Below are 25,964 nucleotides of genomic sequence, written 5' to 3'. Positions count from 1 at the left end.
GCCGGCAGCCCCGGCCGCCCCGGCCGCCCCGGCCGCCGGTTCGGCGTTCGCCGACGGGATGGCCGCGGCTGCCCGGCGCGCCGGCTTCGCGGCGGCTGCCGAGGGGGAGCCGATCAGCGGACACACCCTGCTGGCATCGATGGGCGGCATCCGCGGGCTCGTCGAGGCCGTGCTGCCGGGGCTGGTCTTTCTGGTCAGCTACACGCTCACCCGCGACCTCGTCCTGTCGCTGATCGCCCCGGTCGTCGTCGGGCTTGTCTTCGTCGGCTTCCGCCTGGCGGCGAAGCAGACGCTCACCCAGGCGATCGGGGGCCTCGTCGGCATCGGCATCAGCGCGGTGCTCGCCCTGTTCACCGGCAAGGCGGAGGACTTCTACCTCCCCGGGTTCTGGACCAACGGCGTCTACGGCGCCGTCCTGCTCGTCTCGGCGCTCATCGGCTGGCCGCTGATCGGGCTCGCGGTCGGGTTCCTGATGGGCGAGGGCATTGCCTGGCGGACCAACCCGTCGAAGCGGCGCGTGCTCACGATCCTCACGCTGTGCTGGGCCGGCCTGTTCGCCGCGCGGCTCATCGTGCAGCTGCCCCTGTACTACTCCGGCAACGTCGAGGCCCTGGGCGCGCTGAAACTCCTGATGGGGCTTCCGCTCTACGCCCCGCTGCTGATCGTCTCCTGGCTCATGGTGCGCTCGATCTACCCGAAACAGAGCGAACCGCCGACGGATGACTAGGGCGGATGCCGGTCCCCGGCACTGCTAGAGTTATCTCGACGTCAAGATAGTTTGACGCTGAGACTCGGCCGATCAGCGCACGCCCAGCTAGGCTAACCATGCCGGCACCGGGTGTGTTCGGCCACACGGATTGAGGATGGCCGCCGGGTATCCGGGCGGTTTCCCACAAAGGAGAGGACCTCGTGTCTGCGGTTAACAGTTTTGGAGCAAAGGACACCCTGCGCGTTGGCTCGACGGACTATGAAGTCTTTCGACTGGACACCGTCGCAGGCCACGAGAAGTTGCCGTTCAGCCTGAAGGTGCTGCTCGAAAACCTCCTCCGCACCGAGGACGGCGCCAACATCACGGCCGATCACATCCGCGCCCTGGGTGCCTGGGTTCCTTCCGCGGATCCCGACACGGAGATCCAGTTCACGCCCGCCCGCGTGATCATGCAGGACTTCACCGGCGTGCCCTGCATCGTCGACCTCGCCACCATGCGTGAGGCCGTCGCCGAACTCGGCGGCGACGCGAAGAAGATCAACCCGCTGGCCCCGGCCGAGCTCGTCATCGACCACTCGGTCATCGCGGACCTCTTCGGCAGCGAGAACGCCCTCGAGCGCAACGTCGAGATCGAATACCAGCGCAACGGCGAGCGGTACCAGTTCCTCCGCTGGGGCCAGACCGCGTTCGACGACTTCAAGGTCGTCCCGCCGGGAACCGGCATCGTGCACCAGGTCAACATCGAGTACCTGGCCCGCGTGACCTTCACCCGTGAGGTCGACGGAAAGCTCCGCGCCTACCCGGACACCTGCGTCGGCACCGACTCGCACACGACCATGGTCAACGGCCTCGGCGTGCTCGGCTGGGGCGTCGGCGGAATCGAGGCCGAGGCGGCCATGCTCGGCCAGCCCGTCTCCATGCTCATCCCCAAGGTCGTCGGCTTCAAGCTCAAGGGCTCCATCCCGGCCGGCGTCACCGCGACGGACGTCGTGCTCACCATCACGCAGATGCTGCGCAAGCACGGCGTGGTCGGCAAGTTCGTCGAGTTCTACGGCGAGGGCGTCTCCCAGGTCCCGCTCGCCAACCGCGCCACCATCGGCAACATGAGCCCCGAGTTCGGCTCCACGGCCGCCATGTTCCCGATCGACGACGTCACCCTCGACTACCTGCGCCTCACCGGCCGCAGCGACGAGCAGGTCGCGCTGGTCGAGGCCTACTCCAAGCTGCAGGGCCTGTGGCACGACCCCGCCCAGGAGCCCGTCTTCAGCGAGTACCTCGAGATCGACCTCGGCACCGTGGTGCCCTCGATCGCCGGGCCGAAGCGTCCGCAGGACCGCGTCGAGCTCAGCCGCGCCAAGGAGCAGTTCGAGACGGACCTCCAGAGCTACGCGACCCAGGACCTGTCCCGGGTGGACGCCGCCGTCGAGGCGACCTTCCCCGCCTCTGACCCGATCGGCTTCACCGCCGAGGACGAGATCAGCGCCCACCAGCTGTCCCACCAGCACGTGAGCCACGCCCCGGTGTCCGTGTCCAGCCCGGTCCCGATCACCACCAAGGACGGCGCGAGCTACACCCTCGACCACGGAGCGGTCGCCGTCGCGGCCATCACGTCGTGCACGAACACCTCCAACCCGAGCGTCATGCTCGCCGCCGGCCTGCTCGCCCGCAACGCCGTCAAGAAGGGCCTGACCTCCAAGCCGTGGGTCAAGACCACGCTGGCGCCGGGCTCGAAGGTCGTCACGGACTACTACGCGAAGGCCGGCCTGACCGACGACCTCGAGGCCCTGGGGTTCTACACCGTCGGCTACGGCTGCACGGTCTGCATCGGAAACACCGGCCCGCTGATCGACGAGGTGTCCACCGCGATCAACGAGAACGACCTGGCCGTCACCGCGGTGCTCTCGGGCAACCGCAACTTCGAGGGCCGGATCAGCCCGGACGTCAAGATGAACTACCTCGCCAGCCCGCCGCTGGTCATTGCCTACGCACTCGCCGGGTCGATGAACTTCGACTTCGAGACGGATGCCCTCGGCAAGGGCACCGACGGCAACGACGTGTTCCTCCGGGACATCTGGCCCGACTCCGCCGAGGTGCAGGCAACGATCGACAGTTCGATCGACACGGCCATGTTCACCAAGGAGTACGGCGAGGTCTTCGCCGGGGATGAGCGCTGGCGTTCGCTGCCGACGCCGGACAGCGAGGTCTTCGAATGGGATCCGGAGTCGACCTACGTGCGGAAGCCCCCGTACTTCGACGGCATGACGCTGGAGACCAGCCCGGTCACCAACATCGTCGGTGCCCGCGTCCTCGCCAAGCTCGGCGACTCCGTCACGACCGACCACATCAGCCCCGCGGGTAACATCAAGGCCGACAGTCCGGCCGGCCAGTACCTGCTGGAGCACGGCGTGGCCCGCGGCGACTTCAACTCCTACGGTTCGCGCCGCGGAAACCACGAGATCATGATTCGCGGAACCTTCGCGAACATCCGTCTGCGCAACCAGCTGCTGGACGGCGTCGAGGGTGGCTACACCCGCGACTTCACCGTGGCGGACGCCCCGCAGGCGTTCATCTACGACGCGGCCCAGAACTACCAGGCCGCCGGCACGCCGCTCGTGATCTTCGGCGGCAAGGAGTACGGCTCCGGTTCGTCCCGCGACTGGGCGGCCAAGGGCACCAGCCTGCTGGGCGTCAAGGCCGTCATCGTCGAGAGCTTCGAGCGGATCCACCGCTCGAACCTCATCGGGATGGGCGTCGTTCCGCTGCAGTTCCCGGCCGGCCAGAGCTGGGGCTCGCTCGGCCTGGACGGCACCGAGGTCGTGACCATCACGGGCATCGACGAACTGAACCACGGCACCACGCCGAAGACGGTGCGCGTCACCGCGGCGCCGAGCGCGAACTCCGAGACCGGCAAGCCGACCGTCGAGTTCGACGCGGTCGTCCGGATCGACACCCCGGGTGAGGCCGACTACTACCGCAACGGCGGCATCCTGCAGTACGTGCTGAGGTCGTTGGTCGCCTAAGGCTCCCAGCTCCGCCAGCCGCTGGCGCGTAGACTCGGAACGTTCGAGTTTGCGCGCCAGTGGCAATTTCGGGCGCACGTGCCCAAACGCGAAAGGTGGTATCGATGTCCCTTCTGGAGACGATCACGGGTCCCCGCGACCTCGACGCCCTCTCGAAGGAGCAGCTGGTCCAACTCGCGGCCGAGGTGCGCGAGTTCCTGGTCCGCGAGATCTCCAAGACCGGCGGGCACCTCGGGCCCAACCTCGGCGTCGTCGAGCTGACCATCGCGATCCACCGGGTCTTCGAGTCGCCGCGGGACTCGATCGTGTTCGACACCGGGCACCAGTCCTATGTGCACAAGCTCCTCACCGGGCGCCAGGATTTCAGCAACCTGCGCCAGCTCGGCGGTCTCGCCGGCTACCCACAGCGCTCCGAGTCGGTGCACGACATCGTCGAGAGCTCGCACGCCTCCAGTTCGCTCTCCTGGGCAGACGGGATCTCCCGCGCCTTCGAGATGACCGGCCAGGACGACCGGCACGTCATCGCCGTCGTCGGCGACGGCGCGCTCACCGGCGGGATGACCTGGGAAGCGCTCAACAACATCAGCGACGACAACACCCGGCGCCTGATCATCGTCGTCAACGACAACGGCCGCTCCTACGCGCCGACCATCGGCGGGATGGCGCGGTTCCTCAACACCGTGCGCACGCGCCGCAGCTACCGCAGCCTCTACCTCACCAGCCAGCGGGCCTTCGACCGGCTCGGCGCGCCCGGGCGGGCGCTGTACCGCGGCATGCGCGGCGGACTGCACGGCTTCCTCAGCCGGTTCTCGAACAACGAGGCGCTCTACTCCAACCTCGACATCAAGTACATCGGCCCGGTCGACGGCCACGACATGGAGGCCATGCTCGAGGCGCTGCGCCAGGCCAAGGGATACGGCGCCCCGGTGATCGTGCACGCCATCACCCAGAAGGGCAAGGGCTACGACCCGGCCGTTCAGGATGCCGCCGACCAGTTCCACGCGGTCGGCCAGATCGACCCGGAGACGGGGGAGTCGACCGAATCGGCCGGGGCCCCGTCCTGGACCTCCGTCTTCGCCGACGAGCTCGTGACCCTCGCCACCGCGAACGAACGGCTCGTCGGGATCACCGCCGCCATGCTGCGGCCGACCGGCCTGCACAAGATGGCCGAGCGCTTCCCCGGCCGTGTGCACGACGTGGGCATCGCGGAGCAGCACGCCGTGACATCCGCCGCCGGCCTCGCCTTCGGCGGCCTGCACCCGGTGGTCGCGCTCTACGCGACCTTCATCAACCGCGCCTTCGACCAGGTGCTCATGGATGTCGCGCTGCACAAGGCCGGCGTGACGTTCGTGCTCGACCGGGCCGGTGTGACCGGGCCGGACGGGCCGAGCCACCACGGGATGTGGGACCTCGCGATCCTGCAGGCCGTGCCGGGCATCCGCCTGTCCGCGCCGCGCGACTCGACCCGGCTGCGCGAGGAGCTCGGGGAGGCCGTCGCCGTCGACGACGCCCCGACAGTGGTGCGCTTCCCCAAGGGCAGCGTCGGCATCGAATACGACCAGGTCGAACGGCTGGAGGACGGGGTGGACGTGCTCCACGCCGGCTCCCAGAAGGACGTGCTCATCGTGACCGTCGGCCCGATGGCCGGCATGGGACTCGAGGTCGCCGAGCGGCTCGCCGCCCAGGGCATCGGGGCCACCGTCGTCGACCCGCGCTGGGTCGTCCCGGTGCCGAAGAGCATCATCCGGCTCGCCGCGGAGCACCGGATCGTGGTCAGCATCGAAGACGGCATCCGGGTCGGCGGGATCGGCACGCGCATCCGCCAGGACCTGCGCGAGGCCGGCGTCGACACCGCCGTCACCGAGCTGGGCCTGCCGGACGAGTTCCTCGACCACGGCTCGCGGGCCGAGATCCTCGAACGCGTCGGCCTGACACCGCAGCACATCGCGCGCGACGTCGTCGCCATGGTGCTCGGCAGCAAGATCCCGCACGCCCGCCCGCTGCCAGAGCGCCACACGCCCACCGGTTCGATCCCGGTCTCCCGCCCCCGCCGCGACTGACCAGCCCCGCCCCGCCCGCCTGCCGTGCCGCGGGACCCCGCCCCACGGGATCCCGCGAACCCGCAGTTGTGCGCGTTATACGGCGTGTTTAGCGCGCACAACTGCGTTTTCGCGGGGACGACGGTTTCGCGAACCCGCAGTTGTGCGCGCTAAAGGGCAAGTTTAGGGCGCACAACTGCGGTTTCGCGGGGAGGGGCGGAGCGGGACCTAGGCGGCCGGGGTGGGGGCCGGAGTCGGAGCGGGAGCCGCAGCGCCCACGCCGCGGATCTGCGGGGTGTGGAAGGTGGCGCCGAAGGTCCGCTCGCTGGCGCCCACCCGGTCGAGGTACGGCGTCACCCCGCCCATCTGGGAGGGCCAGTTCGCGCCGAGGATCATGCACAGGTCGATGTCTTCGGCCGCGTGCACGACGTCGTCGTCCAGCATCCGCTTGATCTCGTCGGCCAGGCCGTCCTCGACCCGCTGCTGGATCTCCTCCGCCGTCATCGGCGCCGTGCCGCCGGCGACGATCTTGACGGCGCCCTTGTCGAAGCCCTTGATCTTGCCCTTGGCGTCGCGGTCGAGGACCTTGCCGTACTCGGCGAGCTTGTGCAGGTTCGCGCTTTCGAAGAACCGCTCGGGGAAGGCGGCATGGTGGGTGTCGAGCACGTGTGCGCCGACCTTCAGCCCGACCAGCTCCAGCAGCTGGAACGGGGTCATCGGCAGGCCGAACGGCGCGAGGGCGCCGTCGACGACCTCGAACGGCGTGCCCGTGTCGACGGCGTGCATGGCCTCGCCGAGCAGCTTCGCCAGCAGCCGGTTGACCACGAAGCCGGGGGTGTCCCGGGTGATCACGGCGTTCTTCCGCAGCTTGCCGGCGACGACCATGGCCGTCGAGAGTGTGGCGTCGTTAGTGAGCGGCGTCTTCACGACCTCGATCAGCGGCATGATCGCGACCGGGTTGAAGAAGTGGAAGCCGACGAGCCGCTCGGGGTGGGCGAGCTTCGCGCCGATCTTCTCCACCGACAGGGAGGAGGTGTTGGTGGCCAGGATCGCCTCGGGGGAGATGTGCTTCTCGATCTCCGCGAAGACGTCCTGCTTGACGCCGAGCTCCTCGAACACGGCCTCGATGACCCAGTCGCAGTCGGCGAAGTCCGCCTTGTCCGTGGTGCCGCTGACGAGCGCGCGGAGGCGGTTGGCCTCGTCCGAGGTGATGCGCTTCTTGGCCAGGAGAGTGGCGATCTCGTTGTGGATGTACTCGACGCCCTTGTCGACGCGGGCCTGGTCGAGGTCCGTGATGACCACGGGCACCCGCAGGCGGCGTACGAACAGCAGGGCGAACTGGCTGGCCATCAGGCCGGCGCCGATGACGCCCACCTTGGTGATCGGCCGGGCGAGCGCCTTGTCGGGCGCCCCGGCCGGCCGCTTGGCCCGCTTCTGCACGAGGTTGAAGGCGTAGATGCTGGCCTGCAGCTGGTCGCTGGCGATGAGCTCGGCGAGGGCGTTGTCTTCCCGTTCGAAACCCTCCTCCTTCGTGCCGCTCTTGGCCGCCTTGAGCAGTTCGAGGGCGGCGTAGGGAGCGAGCGCGACGGTGCCGATGCTGGACTCGAGCGATTTGCGGGCGATGCCGATGGCGACATCCCACTTCACCAGGCGCTCGATCTTGTTCGGCCGGTTCGGCAGCTCCACCTTCGTCGTGCCGGCGATGACGCCGCCGGCCCAGGCGATCGAGTTCTCCAGGAATGACACCGAATCGAACATCGCGTCGGCGACGCCGAGCGCGAGAGCGTCGGCGCCCTTGAGCGTGCGGTACTTCAGCGGGTTCTCAATGATGACCTTGAGCGCGTTCTCGATGCCGATCAGGTTCGGCAGCAGGTACGAACCACCCCAGCCGGGGATGAGCCCGAGGGAGACCTCCGGCAGGGCGATCGCCGGCACGGATGCGTCGACGGTGCGGTAATCGGCGTTCAGCGCGATCTCCAGTCCGCCGCCGAGGGCGAGGCCGTTGATGAAGACGAACGAGGGCACGCCCAGGTCGGCCTCCTTGCCGAAGGCGTAGTGGCCGAGTTGCGCCAGCAGCTTGCCGGCCTCCTGCGAGGGGATCTCGCCGACCTTGCTGAGGTCGGCCCCGGCGGCCAGGATGAACGGCTTGCCGGTGATCGCGACGCCGTGGATCTCGCCCCGGCCGGCGCGCGCCCTGAGCACGTCCAGGGTCCCGGCGAACTCCAGCAGGGTGGCGGCGCCGATCGTGTTCGGCCGGGTGTGGTCGCGGCCGTTGTCGAGGGTGACGAGGGCGAGCGTCCGGTTGCCCGAGAGGGGAACGTCGCGCACGAAACTGTGCGTGACGACCTCGTCCCCGGAGAGGGCAAGCAGCGGGGTGAAGTCGAGTGCGGAATAGTCGGTCATCGCTTTTTTGCCTTCCGGTTGAAGTGCGGGTTCTCCCAAATAACGGTGCCGCCCTGGCCCAGGCCGATGCACATGGCGGTGAGGCCGTAGCGCACCTCGGGGTGAGCCTCGAACTGGTGCGCGAGCTGGTTCATCAGGCGAACGCCCGACGAGGCGAGCGGATGCCCGATGGCGATCGCGCCCCCGTACTCGTTGACGCGCGGATCGTCATCGTCGATGCCGAAGTGGTCGAGGAACGAGATGACCTGCACGGCAAACGCCTCGTTCAGCTCGAACAGGCCGATGTCGGTGATCGCGAGGCCGGCCTTGCGCAGCGCCTTCTCGGTCGACGGGACCGGGCCGAGGCCCATGACCTCGGGCTCGACGCCAGCGAACGCGAAGCTGACCATCTTCATCTTGACCGTGAGGCCGAGCTCCTTGGCGGCGTGGCCGCTGGCGAGCAGGCAGACCGCGGCGCCGTCGTTGAGTCCGGAGGCGTTGCCGGCGGTGATCCGCCCGTGCGGGCGGAAGGGCGTCCGGAGGGCGGCCAGGCCCTCCATGGTGGTCTCCGGGCGTGGTGCCTCGTCCTGCGTGGCCAGCCCCCAGCCGGCTTCGCTCCGGGTGGCCACGGGGATCAGGTCGGGCTGGATCTTGCCCGCGGCGTACGCGGCGGCCACCTTCTGCTGGCTGCGAAGCGCGAACCGGTCCGAGCGTTCCTTCGTGTACGAGGGGAACCGGTCGTGGATGCGTTCGGCCGTCGCGCCCATGACGAGCGCGTCCTCGCTCACCAGCCGCTCGGACAGGAAGCGCGGGTTCGGGTCGGCATTGGCGCCCATCGGGTGGCGGCCCATGTGCTCCACCCCGCCGGCGATGGCGAGGTCGTAGGCCCCGTAGCCGATCGCCGAGCCCATCGTGGTCACGGATGTCATCGCACCGGCGCACATCCGATCGATCGCGAATCCGGGGACGGACTTCGGCAGCCCGGCCAGGAGCGCGGCAGTGCGTCCGAGGGTCAGGCCCTGGTCGCCCGTCTGGGTCGTGGCGGCGATGGCCACATCGTCGATCCGGTCGCCGGGCACGGAGGGATTCCGCTCCAGCAGGCCGATCATGGCCTTCACCACCAGGTCGTCGGCCCGGGTATTCCAGTACATGCCCTTTTCACCGGCGCGTCCGAACGGGGTGCGAACCCCATCCACAAAGACGACTTCTGCTCTCTCGGCCACAATGCCTCCATCAATCAGCTCAGGTCTGATCCGATCCTATGGGGGCGTCAATTTGCCGACGGAATCCTTTGACTCTTCCTACGAATCGGACTCGGAGGGCAGGTCGATCGTTTGGCGAACCTCGACAAAGGCATCGGCAATCAGTTGTGCGGTTGCGTCAATCTGCCAGGCGCGCGCACCGAGCTCGCCGAGAGCGAAACCGATGGAATCCGGGGTCACCGGCTCGGGCGGGGCCCAGGCGACCCGGCGCAGGAAATCGGGGGTGAGCAGGTTTTCCAGCGGAATCGCCAGCTCTTCGGAGACGGCGGTCAGGGCGGCGCGCGCCGCCTTGAAGCGCACGTCGGCCTCTGGATTGCGTTCGGCCCAGGCCCGGGGCGGCGGCAGGGTGTCGGTGCTGGCCTTGAGCGCGGGCAGGTCGGATGTGGTCGCGCCGGCCTGGATCGCGGCCCACCACCGGTCCAGTTCGCTGCGGCTGGCCCGGCCGCTGAATTCGCGCAGGTCGGCCAGGGCCTGGCGGCTCTCCGGCATCACCCGGGCCGCGGCCACGAGGGACGCGTCGGGCACGAGCCGGCCGGGGGAGACATCGAGTCGCTGGGCGAGCGCGTCCCTGGCGAGCCAGAGTTCGCGGGCGACCGCGAGGTTGCGCTGGCCGCGGATGGAATGCACGCCCGACAGCCGGCGCCACGGGTCGGTCCGGGCGGCCTTCGTTTCCCGCGCGAGCACGGCGGCGAATTCCTCGGCGGCGATGTGGGTCTTGTCGGCCTCGACCAGCAGCTCGACCATCCGGTCGCGCAGGTCGGGCAGCAGCTCGACGTCGAGCGCCGCATAGACGAGCCACGCCTCGGGGAGCGGCCGGGTCGACCAGTTGGCCGCCGAATGCTCCTTGGCGAGGTGGATGCCGAGGAGTTCCTCGACGACGGTGCCGAGGCCGACGCGGGGGAGGCCGAGGAGCCGGGCGGCAAGTTCCGTGTCGAACATGCTGACCGGGTCAAGGCCCACCTCGCGAAGGCAGGCGAGGTCCTGGCTGGCGGCGTGCAGGATCCACTCCTCGTCCAGGAGGGCCTCGTTGAGTTCGCTGAAGTCCCCAACGGCGGGCGGGTCGAAGAGGAAGGTGCCGGCATCACGCCGGTAGATCTGGATCAGGTAGGCGCGCTGGGAGTAGGTGAAGCCGGATGCCCGTTCGGCGTCGATGCCGATCGGCCCGGTGCCGCCGGCCAGGGCCTCGATCGCGCTGAAGTAGGCCTCCCGCGATTCGATGACATCGTGATCAGCCACGTTTTGCCCGGCGCGACGACAACGTGCTGACTCCTTCTCCGCCGACGGGGGGAAGACCGGCGAGCATGCAGAGCAGCTCGCCCCAGCCTTCGACATGGGCGGTGAGGTTGTGGTCCAGGGGGGTCCACGAGGCGCGCAGTTCGATCTGGGCGCCGTCGCCCTGCTTGGCGAGTTCGCCGAAGCCGGAGGAGATGATCTTGGTGGCGGTGCCGGATGCCGCGGTGTACTGCGCCCCGCGGGCGTCCAGGGCGTCGACGAGCCAGGCCCAGGCCACCTCGGCCAGGAACGGGTCCAGGCCGATGTCGGTCTCGAGCGGAGCCTGTGCGAAACAGACCACCCGGAAGCGTCCGCCCCAGGCCTCGGGCTCGTCGGGGTCGTAGAGCAGGATGAACCGGCCGGTGCCGAGGTCGGAGTCGCTGCCGTGCCGGACGGGACGCACGTCGGCGGCCAGCGCGACGGCGTGCGGGGCCAGGCTGCCGGGAGCGGGGATCTCGGTCACGATGAGTTCGGCTCGGCTGTGTGCGCGCCGAATCGCGTCGAGCGCTGCGGCAAATTCCGGTGGAAGCGTTTGCCTGTCCTCTGTTTCGGGCACGTTTGCAGACTAGAGTTTTTTTCGGGCGCTGTCTGCGAGGCACGCCGACCGGTTCGGAGGTGCAGGTGACCAGACACAGCCCGTCCGGACGCGGCCCGACCGGACGCCACCCGGGCACGGCCCTGCTCGTCGCCGGCCTGGCCCTGGCCGGCACCGTCGCGCTGGCGGCCGCTACCGCGAGCGTGCTCTCCGCCGTCATGGCCCGCCGGATCGTCACACCGGCGACCAAACGCGAGCAGGACACCCGCATCCTCGGCGTCGACCTCGAGGCCGGCACGATCACCCTGCAGACCACCCCCGATACCGTGCTTCGGGGCGAGTACAGCCTCTGGTTCACCGACGAGACCGGGCACGCACGGGTGGGCGAGATCATCCGGAGCGACGCCGACGGCGTCACCCGCCGGCTCACCGCCGTCGACTTCGGGGACCTGGCGGGCGCGCGGCTCGGTCGGCTGGCCGGCTACCACTTCCTCAGCCCCGCGGACCTCGGCTTCCCGTTCGAGGATGTCGTCATCCCGACCGGGCTCGGCGACGCGCCGGCCTGGCTGATCCCCGCGGCGGAGCCCGACGGCCGCTGGGTGATCCAGGTGCACGGCCGGGGCGTGCAGCGCGCGGAAACCCTGCGTGCCGTGCCGGCCTTCCGGGAGGCGGGCTACACCTCGCTGCTCGTGTCGTACCGCAACGACCGGGAGGCGCCCGCCAGCCTCGACGGCCGCTACGGGCTGGGCGACACCGAATGGCTGGACGTGGAGGAGGCCATCGGCTTCGCCCGGAGCCGGGGGGCGACCAGCGTCGTGCTGATGGGCTGGTCGATGGGCGGCGCCATCGCCCTGCACGCGGCAAGCCGCACCGAGCACCGGGACATCCTGGCCGGCGTCGCGCTCGATTCCCCGGTCGTCGACTGGGCCGATGTCGTGAGCTTCCACGGAGAGGCGCTCGGGTTCCCCGCGCCGATCATGGCCGGGGCGATGAGGGTGATGGGGCAACGCTGGGGCGGACTGCTCACCGGCCAGGCGAGCCCGATCGACTTCCGGCGGCTGGATGTCGTGGCCAGGGCCGATGAGCTTTCCCTGCCGATCCTGCTGATGCACAGCGACGACGACGGCTACGTGCCGTCGGCCGGCTCACGGGCCCTGGCGCTGCGCCGGCCCGACCTCGTGACCTTCGTCCCGTTCACCATCGCCCGGCACACCAAGCTGTGGAATTACGACCCGGAGGGCTGGAACCGGGCCATCAGGCAGTGGCTGGACGCGCTCGCTCCCAGCGGGCATACGTCGCCCCCGCATCATCCACCAGCAGCTGGCGAAGACTAAACCGAGTGGACCCGTCGCCGGCGGAGTCGGGCAGCGCGGCATCGAGCAGCGGGGAGTCGAGCAGCGGTCGGCCGCCCAGCGTCACCTGTGGGCTCGTCGACAGGCAGAACTCGTCGACGACGTCCGCCGCGAAGAGCCGACCCGCGAGCACCGGGCCGCCCTCGCAGACGATCCGGCCGAGGCCCCGGTCGGCCAGGGCGTGGAGGATCGCCGCCACCTTGATCTCGCCGCCCTCGTCGTCGAGGGGCACGATCGTCGCCCGGGTCCCCGCGGAGGCCCGGGCGCGTTCGAGGCCGCTTCGGGCGCACAGGACGAGCACCGGATGCCCCGCCGCGTCGACCGGCCGGGCGTCGAGTCGGTGCCCGCTGAGGTCGCCGCTGGAGGTGACGACGGCCAGGGCCGCCTTCGCGGGCACGACGTACCCCTCTGCGCGCACACTGCCCGCGCCGACGAGGACGACATCGGACAACTCCCGGATGACGCCGAGGATTCGCCGGTCGAGCCGGCTGGTCAGCGTGTTGGACGTGCCGTCGTCGCCGGTCGCACTGCCGTTGAGGCTCGCGATCATGTTGACGCGCAGGTACGGACCGTCGCCGCGGCCGTAGTGGGCCAGGAGCCAGTCGCGGCCGGCCGCCTCCATCCCGTCCAGCGTCGGCGCGGGGGCGCCGGCCTCGGGCGGGAAGACCCGGGTGAGGCTCACGCAGCCGCCAGCGCCCGCAGCTGGCGCTTGGTCCGGGCGAGCATGGCCGTCATCCCGCGCATCCGCAGCGGCGAGACGGCCCTGGTGATCCCGAGGGAGCTCGGGTAGTCGTCGGGCACGGCCAGCGCCTGCTCCACGGTCAGCCCCTCGACGCCCTGGCCGATGATCGACACGAAACCCCGGGTCGTCGGCGATTCGCGGGGCGCGGTGGCGTGCAGGTGCACGGCGCCCGCCTCGTCCACCTCGACGAAGATATAGACCGGGGACTGGCATTCGACCACTCGCTCGAGCAGGTCAGGGTGGTCCGCGAATCGCTCGGGCAGCTCGGGCAGCTCGTCGGCGAACTCGAGCAGGAGGAGGAGGCGGTCCTTCTCCTCGAGTTCGAGGAACCCGTCCCGGATCTCCGCCAGCTGCTGCGGCAGCTCCACCGCGGCCATCAGCGTGCCATCGGAGCGGCGCCCGGCTCGGTGCCGAGGACGATCGGAACCCGGATGGCGTTGCCCCACTCGGTCCAGGAACCGTCGTAGTTGCGCACGCCCGGGAAGCCGAGCAGGTGGGTGAGGACGAACCAGGTGTGGCTGGACCGCTCGCCGATGCGGCAGTAGGCGATCACGTTATCGCCCTCGGCCAGGCCGGCCTCCTCGCGGTAGATCGCGTCGAGTTCGTCCCGGGGGCGGAAGGTGGCGTCTGGCGCAGCGGCGCGGGCCCACGGCACGGAGACGGCCGAGGGGATGTGCCCGCCGCGGAGGGCGCCTTCCTCCGGGTAGGCCGGCATGTGGGTGCGTTCGCCGCTGTACTCCTCGGGGGAGCGCACGTCGATCAGCGGGTTTCCGAAGTGGGCGAGCACGTCGTCCTTGAACGCGCGGACCGGGGCGTCGTCGCGGGGGACGACCGGGTAGTCCGCGCTCTTTTTCACGACCGAGGTGTCCCGGGTCAGGTCGCGGCCCTCGGCGACCCACTTGTCGCGGCCGCCGTCGAGCAGGCGCACGTCCTCGTGGCCGAAGAGGGTGAACACCCAGAGGGCGTAGGACGCCCACCAGTTGCTCTTGTCGCCGTAGACGACGATGGTGGAGTCGCGGGAGATGCCCTTGGAGCCCATCATGGCGGCGAATTCCTCGCTGCCGATGAAATCGCGTTCGACCGGGTCGTTGAGGTCGGTGTGCCAGTCGATCTTGACCGACCCGGGGATGTGCCCGGTTTCGTAGAGCAGCACGTCCTCGTCGGACTCGACGACGACGAGCCCGGGCGTGCCGAGGTGCTTCTGCAGCCATTCGGTGGAGACGAGGCGCTCCGGGTGGGCGTACGCGGTGAACTTCGGGGACGGATCGAGTTCAACGGACATGGGGAACCTCCGGGAGGGCGACTGACGCGGCGCGAGCTAGGGATTGTGTGCGGATTAGGCTTGTCACCTGCCCACACGTTAAATCTACGCGGTGTGGGCGCAGACCGCATCGCGGTGATCGCCACAGGGTTCGCCGCGGTGATCGCTCCAGAGAAGAAACGGGTGTTCCCCCATGGCCCCAGAGGCCCAGCGCCAGGCCCTTCGGCTCGTCGACCGATCCCCGAGCATCACCGGGGCCGAGATCGTCGCCGAGCTGGTTCCCCCGCCGCAGTTCGAGCACGCCTCGTTCGAGTCCTACCGGCCGGACCTGAACTTCCCGTCCCAGCTCGAGGCCGTCGAGCGGTTGAACTCGTTCGCCCAGGCCTGGCGTTCGCAGCGCCCCAGCGGATTCTTCTCCCGCACCCGGAAGCCCAAGGACGACCTGCCGGGGATCTACCTGGACGGCGGCTTCGGCGTCGGCAAGACCCACCTGCTCGCCGCGCTCTGGCACACGGCCCCCGGTCCCAAGTACTTCGGCACGTTCATCGAGTACACCGCGCTCGTCGGCGCGCTCGGCTACGCCAACACGGTGAAGCAGCTCCGGGGCGCCAGGCTGATCTGCATCGACGAATTCGAACTCGACGACCCGGGCGACACGATGGTGATGACGCGGCTGCTCGGGGAGCTCGTGGCCACCGGCACCCGGGTGGCGGCCACCTCCAACACGCCCCCGAACTCCCTCGGCGAGGGCCGGTTCGCCGCGGTGGACTTCCTCCGCGAGATCCAGGCCATGTCCGCGAACTTCGAGACCGTCCGGATCGACGGTCTCGACTACCGCCGCCGCGACACCGCGGGCAACGCCGTCGCGGTTCCGGACGAGTCGCTCCGCCACATGGTCGGAACGCTGCTCGAGCGCGGGTCGCGCGTGACCGACGACGGCTTCGGAGCTCTGATCCGGCACCTCGGCACGGTGCATCCGTCGAAGTACATCAAGATGATCCAGGCGGTCGACGTCATCGCCCTGACCGACGTGTTCCTGCTGACCGACCAGACGGATGCCCTGCGCCTGGTGGCCTTCATCGACCGGGTCTACGACGCCGAAATCCCGATCATCGCCAGCGGCCTGCCGCTCGGCGAGGTCTTCGACGCCGAGATGATGGCCGGCGGATACCGGAAGAAGTACCTGCGTGCCCAGTCGCGCATGGTGGCGCTGACGACGGGGGAGTTGCCGCCGCACGCCGATTGATTCGGCGAAACACGCTATTTACGCACGGGCCTCGCGCGTAACCGGCCCGAAACACTGCGGTAGGGCCGGCGAAACCTCGGCGTCGCAGACTGATGCCGTACCCGAGTCCTGGCCGCCGATCACCTGCGTTCATTTTTGGACCTCGCGGTGCACCCTGCAAACATTCGAGAGGTGTGAGGACAATCTATGGACACGGGAAGCATTGCATGGGGGATCACAGCAACCGCGCTGGTGCTGTTTATGACTCCGGGAGTCGCGTTCTTCTACGGCGGACTGGTGAAGGCGAAGAGCGTCGTCAGCATGATGATGATGAGCTTCGGGGCACTGGGGCTGATCAGCGTGCTGTGGATCCTCTACGGCTTCAACATGAGCGCCGTCGACGGTCCGCTGCAGTTCGCGGGTAACCCGTTCTCGGACTTCGGCCTCGCCGCCCTCGCCTCAGGGGAGAGCGGGAACACCGACCTGCTCGGCGCGACCTACGGCGCGACCTTCGCCATCATCACCGTCGCGCTGATCTCGGGCGCCGTCGCCGACCGGGCCAAGTTCGGCTCCTGGATGATCTTCGCCGGGATCTGGGCCACTCTCGTCTACTTCCCCGTTGCGGCCTGGGTCTGGGGCGGCGGCTGGATCATGAGCCTCGGTGAAACCCTCGGCCTCCCCGGCGTCATCGACTACGCCGGCGGTACCGCGGTGCACATCAACGCCGGCGCGGCGGCCCTGGCCCTCGCCCTGGTCCTCGGCAAGCGCGTCGGCTTCCAGAAGGGCATCACCAAGCCGCACAACGTTCCGCTCGTCCTGATCGGCGCGGCCGTGCTCTGGTTCGGCTGGTTCGGCTTCAACGCCGGAGCGGAATGGCTGAACGGCCTCGAGAACGTCGGCATCATCGTCATCAACACCTTCGGTGCGACCGCGGCCGCGATCCTCGGCTGGATGATCGTCGAGAAGTTCAAGGACGGCAAGGCCACCTCGGTGGGAGCCGCCTCCGGAGCCGTTGCCGGCCTGGTCGCGATCACCCCGGCCTGCGCGAACCTCGAGCCCGGCTGGGCGCTCCTCCTCGGCGCGATCGCCGGCGCCGTGTGTGCCCTCGCGATCGAACTGAAGTTCAAGCTCGGCTTCGACGACTCCCTCGACGTCGTCGGCATCCACCTCATCGGCGGCGTGATCGGCACCCTGTACCTGGGCTTCTTCGCTATGGGCACCGGCCTCTTCACCGGCGGCGACCTCGGCCAGCTGGCCGTGCAGGCGATCGCGGCCTTCTCGGTCCTCGTCTACTCGTTCATCGTGGCGTACATCCTCGGCCTGGCGATCGAGAAGACCATCGGGTTCCGGATCAAGAGCGAAGACGAACTCGCCGGGATCGACACGATCGTGCACGGCGAGGAGGGCTACGCCCTCGACCGGGTCTAGCAACTCCCGTCCAGCGAATGTCCGCGCGGCCAAATAGGCCGCGCGGACAACTGGTTAATAGCCGTCCCGGCCCCGGATGTCTACCCCCTCCCACCGAGGGTTCGGGTGGGTCACACTGGTGGAACTGGCGGTGGACCCGAACACCGTGAGAATCCCCGTCAAGGATCCGGATCAGTCCGGTCCCTTGACGGGATTTTTTGCGTTATCGGGGGATCCGGACCAGCCGGCCCGGTCTGCCGAAAGTCGCCGTTTCCGCCGAGAGTCGCCGTTGCGGCGGGGATTCTCGGCAGGAACGGCGACTCTCGCGGGGTGAGGGGGAGCGGCGAGGGTGCGTGGGTCCCGCGGGGATGCGCGGCGTGCGGGGTGCGCCGGGGCGGTTCCGGTGATTGTCCTCCACAGGTCCTGGCAGCGCGAGGTTATCCACAAGGGCCGGTCAGGGGCTGTTTACGGGCCGTGGAATGTCGGTGGTTCGCCGTACCGTTGGCGTATGAAAACCAACAAGGAACCACCCGGTCGGGCCCTCCCGGCCGGCCCGAACCCGGGCACCGACCCGGGTGCCGGCCCGGGCACCGACCCGGGTGTCGCCCCCGATCCTGGCCCGCTGACACCGACAGCTGTCCACTTGGAGGAGCTCGGCGTCCTGATCGACGAGGTCACCGCGATCGACCGGGCGATGGCGGTCCAGGCTGCGGCCCGGGTGGTCGCGATCGAGGCCGCCCGGGTCTGCAGCGAGCGGGAGCTCGGCGGCAGCGCATTCGGCCCCGCCCTGACCCGCCGGTCGCTGGTGGCCGAGCTGGCCTGCGCGTTGCGGATCCCGGCGTCGACCGCGTCTGGCCTGCTGGAGAGCAGCCGGGCCCTGGTCCACGACCTGCCCGACACCCTCGCGGCCCTGGCCGCCGGGCAGATCGGCTACCGGCAGGCGATCATCCTGGCCAACGAGACCGCCGGCCTACCGGCCGAGGCGGCCAGGCGGCTGGAGCAGGAGGCGTTGCCGTCAGCCGGCCGGTTGACGGCGGCCCAGTTCGAAAGGAAGACGAAGAAGCTGCGGGAACGGATCGATCCGGGCTCGATCACCGCCCGGCACCTGCGAAGCGTGGCCTTCCGGGCTGTGCGGTTCGACCCGGCCCGGGACGGGATGGCCTGGCTCAGCGCCTACCTGCCCGCTTCGGACGCGCTCGGGGTCTACAACCAGGTCACCGACCGGGCGATCAAATTACAGGGGCCGGAGGAGCCGCGCACGCTCACCCAGTTGCGCGCGGACGTGCTCCGGGGCCTGCTCCTGGACCCCGCCTGCACGACGAGATGCACCGAGACCGGATGCACCGAGTCCGGCTGCGCCGACCTCGGCTGCACGGCGAAGGCCGGCGCGGCCGGCGCAGACCCGCTGAGCGGGCTCCGGCCGAACCTGCTCGTGACCGTCCCGATGCTCACTCTGCTCGGTGTGACGGAGGAGCCGGGCAATCTCGACGGGTACGGGCCGATCGATCCGGACACGGCCCGGGCGCTGGCGGCGAAGTGCCCGAGCGCGGTGCGGATCCTCACCCACCCCGAGACCGGCGCGGTGCTCTCGGTCGGCCGGGACCGGTACACGATCCCCGCGTCGCTCCGCACGATGCTACAGGTGCGCGACGGCACCTCCCGGCACCCCGGGTGCAGCCGGGCGGCCAGCCGCTCCGACATCGACCACGGCCTCGACTGGGCGTTCGGCGGACGGACCGACCACAACAACCTCGCCCACCTGTGCCCCGCCAGCCACGCCCTCAAGCACGAGGCCGGCTGGAAGGTCAGCCAGGCCACCGACGGAACAGGCACCCTGACCTGGACCACCCCGACCGGGCACACTTACGTGACCGAGCCGGAGACCCTCATCGGCACCGCGATCAGCGCCGAACTACGACAGGAAGTTGTGGGTGAGGAAAACTCAGGAGCGGCATAGCGTCTACCCCCTAAGGGGGACATCTCGACCCCCTCGATGGGGGGTTTGACCCCCCTTGACCGGGTGCCAACGCCCCCAAGAGACTGTGGGCCTTGGCAGGGACCCGAAGCCTGCCATACCCGGAGGACCCCATGCAGGTTTCAGGCGGCAGCCCCATTCGCGCACGCTTTTTCTCCGGGGGCCGCACTCGCGCCCGGCTCGCCGTGATCGCCACGCTCGCGCTGGTGCTCGGGCTGCTGGGCGCCCCGCCAGCGTTCGCGTCGACCGCGAACAGCGCTGTCTTCTCGGGCGGCACCGGGACGGTGTCGGTCGGGGGAGTCCTCTACGCCAGGCAGGGCGGCGCGCTGACACTGACCGTCACCACGAGCAGCGACACGAAATGCGTCGAGGTCGTCGGCGCGTTCGCCGCCGGCGACATGTCGGCGACAGGGAAGACAAGCTGGACGTTCACCACGACCGCCGGCGCGGGAAACGGAAGCCAAACGGTGACCGCCGCCGCCTCACCAAACGTCAACGCGCAAGGCAAATGCACCGGCCCGTCGAGTTCGGCCCAGGGCTCGTACACGCTCGACAACACCGGACCGGTTGTGACCGCGGCCCTTGCCCCGGCGCCCAATGCGGCCGGCTGGAACAAGGCGAACGTCGGAATCACCTGGTCCGCGAGCGACGCCGGCTCCGGCATGTCATCGGCACCCACGCCCTCGACGGACTCTGTCAACGCGAACACGGCAATCATCGGCACCGTCAAGACAGCCACCGCAGCCGACCGGCTGGGCAACGCCGGGAACGGATCCGTGACCGTAAAGCTCGACAAGACCGCGCCATCCATCGACGCGAGCCGCAGCCCAGCGGCCAACGGCGCCGGCTGGAACAACACCAACGTCACCGTCGGATTCACCTGCGCTGACACACTTTCCGGAATCAAGACCTGCACCGGCGGCGGGTCCGTCGTGCTCTCCGCCGAGGGCGCGAACCAGTCCGTCCCCGGGACCGCCGTCGACAACGCCGACAACACCAACACCTCGGGCGTGACCGGCATCAACATCGACAAGACGGCGCCGTCACTGACGGGCGCTCCAACCACCCAGCCCAACGGTGCCGGCTGGTACCGCGGAGACGTCTCCATCGACTGGACCGCTACCGACGCGCTGTCCGGCCTCGCCGGCGCCGCCCCCGCGTCCGGCACGATCTCGGGCGAGGGAACGGGACTGACCATCGGCGCCAGCGTGGGCGACCTGGCCGGCAACATCCGCAACGCCACGAGCCCGGCCGTCAGGATCGACCGGACGCCGCCGACGACCGGCATCAGCGGAACCTCGAACATCTGGACCAACGGAAACGTCACCGTGTCCTTCTCCCCGGGTGACAACCTCTCCGGCGTCGCATCCACCTCGTATGCCGTCGATGGAGGCCCGGCGCAAAGCGGCACCGGCTTCACGCTCGCCGCCGAGGGCGACCACATCGTGACCTTCCACAGCACTGACGTCGCCGGGAACGTCGAGGAGACGCGCACCGCGCACGTCAAGATCGACAAAACCGCACCCACCATCGGCCACACCTTCGCGCCGGTCGGCTACAGCGACGGCGCCTGGACGAACGCGGACGTCACCGTGACCTTCCTCTGCACCGACTCGGGATCCGGCATCGCCGGCTGCACAGCACCGGCCACCCTGAGCACCGAGGGGGCGTCGCAGCAGGTTGTCGGAACCGCCACCGACAACGCCGGCAACTCCGCCGGAAACACCGCCGTCGTCAGCATCGACAAGACGCCGCCGACGGTCTCCGCCGGCGCCGACCGCGCACCGAACGGCGCGGCCTGGTACCGCGACGACGTCACGGTGTCCTTCGAAGCCGCAGACTCCCTCTCCGGAATCGCGAGTTCGCCCGCGGCCACGGTCCTGGGCGAGGGGGAGAACCAGTCGGCCTCCGGCACGGCCACCGACGCCGCGGGCAACAGCGCGAGCGCCGAGCTCACCGGCATCAACGTCGACAAGACCGCGCCCGTTCTCACGGCCTCCTTCCCGGCCGGCTGGCACACCGATGATGTGGCCGTCGACTGGACCTGCACCGACGCGCTCTCCGGGGTCGCGACGCCGCCCACCGACGACGTGGTCGACGGCGAAGGGAACGACCTGGTCTCCACCCGCTCCTGCACCGATGTGGCCGGCAACACGGCCACGAAGACCGTCAGCGGGATCACCATCGACCGCACCGCCCCGACGACCGGCGCGAGCGTCCCCGCGCCGCTGGCCAGCGGCTGGTACGCGGACGACGTCACCGTCACCCTGAGCGCCCAGGACGCCCTGTCCGGGATCGACGTGACCTACTACAGCGTTGATGGCGGTGACGCGCAGGCCTACGTCGGCTCGTTCCTGTTCACAACGCGCGGCACGCACAGCATCGCCTTCTGGAGCGTCGATGTGGCCGGTAACCTCGAGGCCAGGATCGGCAACGAAATCACGGTGAAAATCGACGGTGCACCCCCGATCACCACGGTGATCAACCCGATCTCACCGGCCAGCGGATGGTTCGTGACGAGCGGCATTCCGGTCGCCTTCGACGCGACCGACGTCGAATCAGGCATCGCCGCCACCTACTATTCGATCGATGGCGGCCCCACCCTCGCCTACGGCCAGCCGTTCGAGACCCAGCTGGCCGTCGGTTCGCACAGCATCACGTACTGGAGTGTCGACCTGGCCGGCAACGCCGAGACTGCACGGTCGACGACAGTCTGGGTCGACACGGTCCGACCGACGATCACCGGCGAGGCCTCCCCGGCCGCCAACGGCTTCGGCTGGAACAACACCGCGGTGGACGTGACGTTCAGCTGCACGGATGCCGTCTCCGGCATCGACCCGGACGTCGCCTGCGGCCCCGACGTCTCCCTCGGCGCCGAGGGCGCGGACCAGCTGGCCGAGGGAGTCACGGCGGACATCGCCGGGAACACCAACTCGGCCACGGTCGGCCCGATCCGCATCGACAAGACCCCGCCGACCCTCTCCGGTGCGGCCACGACCACCGCCAACGGGGCCGGCTGGTACCGGGGCGACGTGACCATCGACTGGACCGGCGCCGACCTGCTGTCCGGCATCGAGGACCAGGCGGCCGACAGCGTCATCACCGGCGAGGGCGCCGACCTCGGCGCCTCCGCGATCGTGTCCGACCGTGCCGGGAACGAGACGTCCGCAACGGTGAGCGGCGTGAAGATCGACCGCACCGCGCCGGTCATCGAGGGACAGGCGACCACCGAGCCCAATGCCGCCGGCTGGTACCGGGGACAGGTCACCGTCGACTTCACCTGCAGCGACCTCTTGTCCGGGGTTGCGGTCTGCCCCACCAGCGAACTGGTCAGCGGTAACGGCCCCCAGCAGAGCGTCACCAGCGGGCCGGCCACCGACCAGGCCGGCAACGACGCCGCCGGCCTGACCGTCGGCGACATCAACATCGACGCCACCGCCCCGAGCAGCTCGGCCGACAACCAGTGCACCGAGGTGAGCGGCTGGTGCAAGGGCCAGACGGCCACCGTCGTGCTCAGCGCCGAAGACCAGGCCGGGCTCTCCGGCGTCCGGGAGATCCACTACGCGATCGGCAACGCCGCCGTGCAGGTGGCCGCCGGGTCTGCCGCGACCGTCACCGTTCCCCTCAGCGGCAGCGGATCGGGCACCGTCAGCTACTGGGCCGTCGACAACGCCGGCAACGCCGAAACCGCGAACACCGTCGACCTCAAATGGGACAACATCGCCCCGACGGTGTCCCACACCCTCTCGCCCGTGCCGAACGCAAGCGCCTGGAACAGGAGCGACGTCACGGTGACCTTCGAGGCCACCGACGACGATCCCGGATCCGGCGTGGCGAGCGTGACGGCCCCGGTGACCGTCGACGCCGAGACCCCGCAGGCGGGCCTTCTCGTCTCCGGCTCCTCGGAGGACACCGCAGGCAACGTCGGCACCGACGCGGTCACGGTCCGGCTCGACAAGACGGCGCCTGGCATCATCGGCGGGATCGCCTCCGGGACCGCCGGCGCCAACGGCTGGTACCTCGGACCGGTGGCGGTGCACTTCGACTGCTCCGACGCCCTCTCCGGCGTCGCTTCCTGCCCCGACGACGTGACACTCACCGGCAACGGCACCAACACGGCGGGCGGCACGGCAACCGACATCGCGGGCAACACGGCCGAAGACACCGTGGCCGGCATCCGCATCGACCAGGAGGTTCCGACCACGGGCGCGAGCCTGTCCGGTACCCACTCCAACGGCTGGTACACCGGCGTCGTGTCGGTGACCCTCGAGGGCCTGGACGCGGTGTCCGGAATCGCTACGACCTTCTACCGCCTCGACGGCCAGGACGCGGAGGAGTACACCGCCCCGTTCGCCGTCGGCGGCCAGGGCACGCACACCGTGACGTTCTGGAGCAGAGACGTCGCCGGCAACGCCGAGGGCGCCAACACGCTCACCTTCCTGGTGGACCGCGTCGCCCCCGTGACGACGGTGGTCAACCCGGATGCCCCCGCGTCCGGCTGGTTCCTGACCGGCGCCGTTCCCGTCGAACTCTCGGCGACCGACTCCGGGTCCGGCGTCGCCGCGACCTACCTCACGATCGACGACGGCCCCGCCCTCGCCTACGGCCAGCCCCTGCTGACCGACCTGGCCACCGGCCGCCACACCGTCACCTACTGGAGCGTCGACCAGGCCGGCAACACTGAGGCGAAGCGGGACCTGTCCGTGGACGTGGACGACGTGAAGCCGTCGATCGCCGGCGCGGCCAGCCCCGTCGCCAACGGCTTCGGCTGGAACAACACCGACGTGGACGTGACCTTCACCTGCGCCGACGCTGACTCCGGCGTCGCCGGCTGCGGGCCGAACAGCCCCGTCGCCAACGAGGGAGCCGGCCAGCTGGTGTCCGGGACGTCGGCCGATGTCGCCGGCAACACTAACTCGGCCACGGTCGGTCCGATCAGCGTCGACAAGACCGCGCCGACGCTCTCCGGCACCCCCACGACCGGTCCGAACGGCGCCGGCTGGTACCAGGGCGACGTGACGATCGGCTGGACCGGCATCGACGGCCTGTCCGGGATCGCCCAGCAGCCTGCGGACAGCCTGCTCACCGGCGAAGGAGCGGACCTCGGCGCCTCGGCTGACGTGGCCGACCGCGCAGGGAACGAAAAGCACGCGATGGTGACGGGCATCCGGATCGACCGCACCGCCCCGGTGCTCGAAGGCCAGGCGACCACGCAGCCCAACGCCGCCGGCTGGTACCAGGGCCAGGTCACCGTGGGCTACGCCTGCACCGACGCTCTGTCCGGAATCGCCCTGTGCCCGACAAGCCGGGTGGTCAGCGGCAACGGTGCCGGGCAGAGCGTCACCAGCGACCCGGCCACCGACAATGCCGGCAACGACAGTGCGGTCCTGACCGTCGGCGGCATCAACATCGATGGTCTGGCCCCCGACACCACGGCCGACAACCAGTGCAGCCGGACCAACGACTACTGCACCGGCGACCACGCGACGGTCGTGCTCAGCGCGGTCGACCAGGCGGGGCTGTCCGGGGTCCGGGAAATCCACTACACGGTCGACGGCGGCGACCCGCAGGTCGCAGCCGGCTCGACTATCACGCTCAGCGTGCCGCTGGCCGGAAGCGGCACGGGCACCGTGAGCTACTTCGCCGTCGACAACGCCGGCAACCGGGAGACAGCCGGCGGAGTCGCCCTCAAGTGGGACAACATCGCCCCGACGGTCTCCCACGTGCTCTCGCCCCTGCCCAACGGCAACGACTGGAACAAGAGCGACGTCACCGTCACCTTCTCGGCCCGGGACGACGACGCAGGCTCCGGCCTGGTGGCCTCGTCCATCACGGCGCCGGTGAGCGTCGGCATCGAGACGCCCGTGACGGGGCTCACGATCCAGGGCCAGGCCCAGGACACCGCCGGCAACATCGGCCGGGATTCGGCCACGGTGAAGCTGGACAAGACCGCGCCGACCATCACGGCCACGATCGTCAGCGGCACCCAGGGCGCCAACGGCTGGTACACCGGGCCGGTCACGGTGCGGTTCGGCTGCGCCGACGCCCTCTCCGGGATCACCGCCTGCCCGGCCGACGTGACGCTGACCGACAACGGGACCAACACGGTCACCCGCACGGTGTCCGACAATGCGGGCAACACGGCCGCCGCCACCCTGTCAGGCATCAGGATCGACTCCTCCGCGCCGACCATCACCAACGTCAACGTGGCCGGCGGGTTCTACCTGCTCGGCTCTGCCCCGGCCGCGACCTGCACGGCCACCGATACGGTCTCCGGCCTGGCCGGACCATGCACGGTGACCGTGACCGGCGGACGCCCGAACGGCGTCGGCACCTTCACCTGGACCGCCACCGCCACCGACGCCGCCGGTAACACCGTCACGACGACGGGCAGCTACCAGGTGATCTACCGCTTCGACGGGTTCCTGCAGCCGATCAACGACACCGCGCACCAGGTCGGCGTCTCGACCAGCGTGTTCAAGGGCGGCAGCACCATCCCGGTGAAGTTCCAGCTGATGAAGGCGGACGGATCTCCGGTGCTGTCGAACGCGGCGCCGGTCTGGCTCACCCCGGTCAAGGGCGCGGTGATGACCATGCCGATCGACGAGACCGTCTACACCATCACGGCCGACACCGGACTGACCTTCCGCGCCGACGGCTCCCAGTACATCTACAACTGGAAGACACCGGCCGGCGGCAACTACTACGGCATCGGCGTCAGGCTGGACGACGGGCAGGTCTATTACGTCAGCATCGGGCTGCGCAAGTAACGGCGCGGGCCGC

General features: G+C 69.7%; 15 protein-coding genes. 8 read left to right on the top strand and 7 right to left on the bottom strand.

The annotated features are described in order from the left end of the window. From E3O23_RS02530 to dxs, 3 genes are all read left to right on the top strand, one after another. The coding region (locus E3O23_RS02530; protein ID WP_134487822.1) for a DUF3159 domain-containing protein at positions 1–727 on the top strand (727 nt) is incomplete at its 5' end. A 182-nt stretch (positions 728–909) separates the two neighbouring features. Continuing rightward, on the top strand, positions 910–3,729 hold the full coding sequence (acnA, locus tag E3O23_RS02525) for an aconitate hydratase AcnA (protein ID WP_134487819.1): 2,820 nt from the start codon (positions 910–912) through the stop codon (positions 3,727–3,729). Between the two features lie 104 nt (positions 3,730–3,833). Beyond that, positions 3,834–5,789 (top strand): 1-deoxy-D-xylulose-5-phosphate synthase, encoded by a 1,956-nt coding sequence (gene dxs / locus E3O23_RS02520; RefSeq protein WP_134487816.1) that lies wholly within the window; start codon positions 3,834–3,836, stop codon positions 5,787–5,789. 207 nt (positions 5,790–5,996) lie between these two features. Here the strand turns inward: dxs and E3O23_RS02515 are convergent, their stop codons facing one another. The 4 genes from E3O23_RS02515 to E3O23_RS02500 all read right to left on the bottom strand — a co-directional run bounded on the left by E3O23_RS02515 (position 5,997) and on the right by E3O23_RS02500 (position 11,240). Beyond that, entirely contained in the window at positions 5,997–8,171 is a 2,175-nt protein-coding gene (locus E3O23_RS02515) for a 3-hydroxyacyl-CoA dehydrogenase NAD-binding domain-containing protein (protein ID WP_134487813.1), read from the bottom strand. Beyond that, on the bottom strand, positions 8,168–9,373 hold the full coding sequence (locus tag E3O23_RS02510; RefSeq protein ID WP_134487810.1) for a thiolase family protein: 1,206 nt from the start codon (positions 9,371–9,373) through the stop codon (positions 8,168–8,170). Before E3O23_RS02510 ends, E3O23_RS02515 begins: the two co-directional genes overlap by 4 nt. A gap of 78 nt (positions 9,374–9,451) precedes the next feature. Continuing rightward, the gene (locus tag E3O23_RS02505; protein ID WP_241983284.1) at positions 9,452–10,648 is read right to left on the bottom strand and encodes a ribonuclease D; all 1,197 of its coding nucleotides are present in this window, start codon (positions 10,646–10,648) and stop codon (positions 9,452–9,454) included. Further along, a complete protein-coding gene (locus tag E3O23_RS02500) occupies positions 10,641–11,240 on the bottom strand; it encodes a DUF3000 domain-containing protein (protein WP_134487804.1) in 600 nt (199 codons plus the stop codon). The genes E3O23_RS02505 and E3O23_RS02500 overlap by 8 nt, the downstream gene beginning before the upstream one ends. A 65-nt stretch (positions 11,241–11,305) precedes the next feature. Between E3O23_RS02500 and E3O23_RS02495 the strand changes: the two genes are divergently transcribed. Beyond that, on the top strand, positions 11,306–12,553 hold the full coding sequence (locus tag E3O23_RS02495) for an alpha/beta hydrolase family protein (RefSeq protein WP_134487802.1): 1,248 nt from the start codon (positions 11,306–11,308) through the stop codon (positions 12,551–12,553). On the opposite strand, the gene E3O23_RS02490 is transcribed toward E3O23_RS02495, so the two are convergent. Genes E3O23_RS02490 through E3O23_RS02480 form a run of 3 tightly spaced genes read right to left on the bottom strand, consistent with a single transcriptional unit; the run spans position 12,474 to position 14,595 of the window. Next, positions 12,474–13,253 (bottom strand): dihydrofolate reductase family protein, encoded by a 780-nt coding sequence (locus E3O23_RS02490; protein WP_134487799.1) that lies wholly within the window; start codon positions 13,251–13,253, stop codon positions 12,474–12,476. The genes E3O23_RS02495 and E3O23_RS02490 overlap by 80 nt on opposite strands. Beyond that, positions 13,250–13,690: a SufE family protein gene (locus E3O23_RS02485; protein ID WP_134487796.1), complete on the bottom strand. Its 441-nt coding sequence runs from the start codon at positions 13,688–13,690 to the stop codon at positions 13,250–13,252. Before E3O23_RS02485 ends, E3O23_RS02490 begins: the two co-directional genes overlap by 4 nt. Beyond that, a complete protein-coding gene (locus E3O23_RS02480; RefSeq protein WP_134487793.1) occupies positions 13,690–14,595 on the bottom strand; it encodes a sulfurtransferase in 906 nt (301 codons plus the stop codon). The genes E3O23_RS02485 and E3O23_RS02480 overlap by 1 nt, the downstream gene beginning before the upstream one ends. A 172-nt stretch (positions 14,596–14,767) precedes the next feature. Here E3O23_RS02480 and zapE point away from each other — a divergent pair, with 172 nt between their 5' ends. The 4 genes from zapE to E3O23_RS02460 all read left to right on the top strand — a co-directional run bounded on the left by zapE (position 14,768) and on the right by E3O23_RS02460 (position 25,951). Then, positions 14,768–15,820 carry a cell division protein ZapE gene (zapE, locus tag E3O23_RS02475; RefSeq protein WP_134487790.1) on the top strand — a complete coding sequence of 351 codons (1,053 nt, stop codon included), beginning with the start codon at positions 14,768–14,770 and terminating at the stop codon, positions 15,818–15,820. Between the two features lie 186 nt (positions 15,821–16,006). Next, positions 16,007–17,227, top strand: coding sequence for an ammonium transporter (locus E3O23_RS02470; protein WP_134487787.1), 1,221 nt, complete (start codon positions 16,007–16,009; stop codon positions 17,225–17,227). A 487-nt stretch (positions 17,228–17,714) separates the two neighbouring features. Beyond that, positions 17,715–19,163 (top strand): HNH endonuclease signature motif containing protein, encoded by a 1,449-nt coding sequence (locus E3O23_RS02465; protein WP_134487784.1) that lies wholly within the window; start codon positions 17,715–17,717, stop codon positions 19,161–19,163. A gap of 131 nt (positions 19,164–19,294) precedes the next feature. Next, the gene (locus E3O23_RS02460) at positions 19,295–25,951 is read left to right on the top strand and encodes an OmpL47-type beta-barrel domain-containing protein (RefSeq protein WP_134487781.1); all 6,657 of its coding nucleotides are present in this window, start codon (positions 19,295–19,297) and stop codon (positions 25,949–25,951) included. Positions 25,952–25,964: the final 13 nt, after the last annotated feature.

It is taken from the genome of Cryobacterium tagatosivorans (assembly GCF_004402215.1).
GTDB classification, from domain to species: domain Bacteria; phylum Actinomycetota; class Actinomycetes; order Actinomycetales; family Microbacteriaceae; genus Cryobacterium; species Cryobacterium tagatosivorans.
Note: the sequence above shows the minus strand (reverse complement) of the source record. Positions and strands in the feature narration are given on the sequence as shown.

Bases quoted from the DNA above. Each gene is read 5' to 3' on its own strand.
- zapE (WP_134487790.1), top strand. From the start codon at position 14,768: ATGGCCCCAGAGGCCCAGCGCCAGGCCCTTCGGCTCGTCGACCGATCC.
- E3O23_RS02470 (WP_134487787.1), top strand. From the start codon at position 16,007: ATGGACACGGGAAGCATTGCATGGGGGATCACAGCAACCGCGCTGGTG.
- E3O23_RS02515 (WP_134487813.1), bottom strand. From the start codon at position 8,171: ATGACCGACTATTCCGCACTCGACTTCACCCCGCTGCTTGCCCTCTCC.
- E3O23_RS02465 (WP_134487784.1), top strand. From the start codon at position 17,715: ATGAAAACCAACAAGGAACCACCCGGTCGGGCCCTCCCGGCCGGCCCG.
- dxs (WP_134487816.1), top strand. From the start codon at position 3,834: ATGTCCCTTCTGGAGACGATCACGGGTCCCCGCGACCTCGACGCCCTC.
- E3O23_RS02460 (WP_134487781.1), top strand. From the start codon at position 19,295: ATGCAGGTTTCAGGCGGCAGCCCCATTCGCGCACGCTTTTTCTCCGGG.
- E3O23_RS02485 (WP_134487796.1), bottom strand. From the start codon at position 13,690: ATGGCCGCGGTGGAGCTGCCGCAGCAGCTGGCGGAGATCCGGGACGGG.
- E3O23_RS02480 (WP_134487793.1), bottom strand. From the start codon at position 14,595: ATGTCCGTTGAACTCGATCCGTCCCCGAAGTTCACCGCGTACGCCCAC.